Source organism: Alicyclobacillus contaminans DSM 17975 (assembly GCF_000429525.1).
Taxonomy (GTDB): domain Bacteria; phylum Bacillota; class Bacilli; order Alicyclobacillales; family Alicyclobacillaceae; genus Alicyclobacillus_A; species Alicyclobacillus_A contaminans.
In genome coordinates, this window is sequence record NZ_AUCA01000086.1 from 1 (window position 1) to 3792 (window position 3792).

Genomic DNA, 3792 nt, shown 5'->3' on the forward strand with positions numbered 1-3792 from the left:
AAGGATTCCATTGACAAGCGTACCTGCGGCTACAAGCGGCGGCAGGAGGCTATGCGTAAAGCTACGGAAGTCGTTTTCGAGCTGCTGGCACAGGCCCAGGCCATGGGCATTTCGGCGAAGTACCTGTTGTTTGACAGTTGGTTCGCATATCCGTCAACCATCATCCGAGCACTTAGCCACTCTCTGCACGTGGTTTGTATGCTCAAGGACATGCCCAAGGTCCGATACGGTTACGAGGGCCAGCGGCTCACACTTTCCCAGCTGTATCGGGTGGTCCGAAAGCGCCGGGGACGAACCAAGATTCTCGCCTCTGTCACCGTTCAGCTCGGTCTGGACGAACATGGTCAACCGGTGCAGGCCAAGATCGTATTCGTTCGGAACCGTTCCCGCCAGTGGCTGGCTCTATTGTCCACTGACACCAACCTGGCTGACGAAGAGATTATCCGCATCTATGGGAAGCGTTGGGACATCGAGACGTTCTTCAAAGTGAGCAAGTCTTATCTCAGGCTCACCAAGGAATTACAGGGACGTACATACGACCAGATGCTCGCACACACGACCATTGTGTTCGCCCGCTACATCATGTTGGCAATAGCCTCCAGAGATGCCCAAGATCCCCGAACTATCGGTGCCTTGTTTTTCGATTGCTGCGACGAACTTGACGACATCCGATCTGTAGATGCTCTTCGGCGCTTCTGGAACTGCTCAGAACCGCCTTAGAGGTGACATTGGCTCAAAGAAACGACGTCATCGAACAAGTGCTGCAGCAGTTCATCGACCGTTTACCCAGTGCAGTCAAGGAGAAATTAGCTGCCTGAGGGTGCGAAACTTGAGATTTTAACACATCATGAAATCGGCTCGACACATACGGACCGGAGACATAAGGCGGCCGAAGATGGTGAGAACAATCGACGAGACCATTGTCCGGGATGACTTGGGTACTTGGCTGAGGACGTTACGCAGGACATGCATGGGGCATATTTTTCAGATTCCCCCAGTCAACGTGGTCTCGATAGCTATCATTGAGGATATGCCATACGTTCGTACGCCTTTTCAATTTGTGATGCAAACGTACGAGATATGGCTAAACTGTCATCAAAATATCGTCTAGCAAAATCATACAGCGGCTTTAAGCATCGGTATCGTTCTGCCCCATCCATTCCCGCGACCCGAGACGCTCCAGCGTAGTCTTGACTCATTTGCAGGTAGGTCGCGCCAACGGCATAGAACTTCTGGGCAGTCTTGTCAGCGTCGCTCAATCCCTCCCACTGGTAGTCAGGCAAGTACACGGATTCATCGAAATTCTGAACAATGTACTCCATAACAGAAATCAAGGACACGATGCGTTTACATATGTTAAAACTGAGATTGTTCCCATGCCGCCGATAGGCGAGCGTCGCTTGATTCAAATGTTGACATTTCCAACCGCGTTCCGTATTGACAAGACAATTCAATGTATCGCCAGCGTTCGTATTTTGCCTGTCGACTACCCAGTCAAAACCATGATCTCGGTAAAACGAAAGTTTGTACATCCCTACCATTGGAATGATCCCGGAGCCTTTTCGCTCATAAATCTTCCGAACGACTTCTTCTGCTGTGTACTGCCTATAGGTCCACGTGCCTGTAACATGTCCAAGATGGTTAACCAATATCAGATTGCCATACACGTAGTCGAGGTCCGCGTCAGATAGCATGCAGTCCATGTAGTCTGCGATGACTTTATCGTGTGGCAAGAAATCATCTGCACTCATCCATAGCAAGTACTTGCCCTCCGCCTGTTCCAAAAATTCGCGGATTGCAGTGGCTTCTGTGCCCGTATTTTGCGGATGCAGAATAGCTCGCACGTTACTGTGGGCCTCTGTGTATGCTCGAATTTTGCTTTGCGAATCATCCGTTGAACAGTCATCCACAATCAGAATTTCCAGGTTCGGATATGTCTGCGCCAGGACGGATTGAACACACGCGTCCAAGTAATGTGCGTAGTTGTAATTGATAATGCCCACTGTGACTTTAGGGGTTTCACTGCGGCCTGCAGCCTGACCCAAATCACCACAGAGCGTATGAATGAGTGCCCTAATTTTTAGGATTTGCTGGTCAAATGCGTAATGTTCATCAATGAATTCACGATACAGGGCGGAATCATAGAACCCGGATGTCACTTGTGTAACGAGATCGTCTATGGAGCTCCAGATGAAATCATCCCTGTATACCTGCTTCGCACCATAAAAATTGTGGATCAACGGTTTGATCCCCATCGCCATTGCTTCCATAATGGAAAGTTGTTGACTCTCCAACGGACTTGCCGAGATGATGTAATCTTTGTCATCTAGATATTTCCAAACATCCTGTTGCCAACCGTCATAATGTACATTCTCCTCAATTCCCCACTCCGCAACCATTTGCTTGAAGTACAGTTGATAACGCAGGTCCTGATACCTTCCTGCAATATGCAGTTGGTAGCGTGGGTCTCTATCATGTACGGCCTTAAATGCGTGCAATAGTAGCATCGGACCCTTTTTATGATTGATATATCCCACATAGGCAATCTTAAATCCCGGGGAACGCTGCCGAAACGTGTAACGGTCCATCTGTATTCCATTGGGAATGACATGACATTGATGAGCCCGCAGTTGTCGAACATGTCCCAACACATAGTCTCTTATGTGCTGACCGACAAAAATGACTCGATCCACTGCGTTCCAATTTACTTGGTATATATACGATGTGAACGCTTCATAGCTGTGTAGCCTACAGACAATTTTCTTGTGCAGCGCAATTGGAAGTTTGCTGGCATGAACAACGAGCGCGTCGCACCACTCAAACCAACAGATGTCCGCCCATCTCATCCCCTCCTCAAGATCTGCCACATGACTCGTGATCACCAGTTTCGTGCAGTAGTCCTTTGATAGTTCAGCAACGATGGGCTTTAGAAAACTGTCGAGCCCGGGCTGAACGAAGAACGCAATGTTCACTGGTCTATCCGGTTGTATGGAAACATCAATTGTCATTTGTTGCACTCCAATCCTGGGACTTGTCTCCGTCTTACGGTATGCAGAGACATACAAGCTGGCATCCACCAAACGCTGAGATGGATCGTTCAATGGATGTTGTGATTTCGGTACTCACCGAGAATTAGGTAAATCTCGTGTCGAATCGTCCACCAGGTTGTCTGTCGAACTACATATATTTTGCATTAGATTGTCCGACTCACCCTCGGGCAATCTCAAACTCAAATGATTGGGGGTGAAAATTCCTCATGCCATTCGATAACCGCATTGTGAACGGAGGGTTTGAAACTGGCTCACTGTCGCCATGGGTTGGCGTGAATGCATCGGTTACGGGTGCTGCAAGCCATACCGGATTTTTTTCAGCCCTGCTCACCGGCGGCGGTTTAAACTCTTTCATTTATCAATTCGTCCCGGTAAATCCAGGTGAAAACTTTGAGTTTGATGCCTACCTTGCCAAGTTTGGCGCAGGAACCAGTGCTCCTGTCACGCTCACGGTCGGATATTACAACGCCTCTGTTTCATTCCTCGGCTACGGGATGATTGTCAATATTCCTGTAGGTGGTCTGCCAGATGGAACAACCGGAAACTGGCTGGAAGTCTTTCAGCTAACGACCCCAGCTCCTCCTGGAACAACACAGGCGTTGGTGTTGATTAACCAGCTACCTCAGGCAGGGAGCCCAGACACTCTGGTCGATGATGTGTCGTTCATCACGTCTGTTTCGTCAAGCGGACCGACAGGACCAACAGGCCCCGCTGGACCGACAGGGGCTACCGGACCGACAGG

General features: G+C 49.3%; 3 protein-coding genes. 2 read left to right on the forward strand and 1 reads right to left on the reverse strand.

The window, feature by feature from the left end; translation table 11 throughout:
- Positions 1 to 720, forward strand: a 720-nt coding sequence (locus tag G463_RS21210; protein WP_211227443.1) for an IS4 family transposase, incomplete at its 5' end; no start/stop codon positions are given.
- Positions 721 to 1019: 299 nt separating this feature from the next.
- Here G463_RS21210 and G463_RS21215 read toward each other — a convergent pair.
- Positions 1020 to 3008, reverse strand: coding sequence for a glycosyltransferase (locus G463_RS21215; RefSeq protein WP_084171864.1), 1989 nt, complete (start codon positions 3006 to 3008; stop codon positions 1020 to 1022).
- A 248-nt stretch (positions 3009 to 3256) separates the two neighbouring features.
- On the opposite strand from G463_RS21215, the gene G463_RS23065 reads away from it, so the two are divergent.
- Positions 3257 to 3792, forward strand: a 536-nt coding sequence (locus G463_RS23065) for an NTTRR-F1 domain (protein WP_156900293.1), incomplete at its 3' end; no start/stop codon positions are given.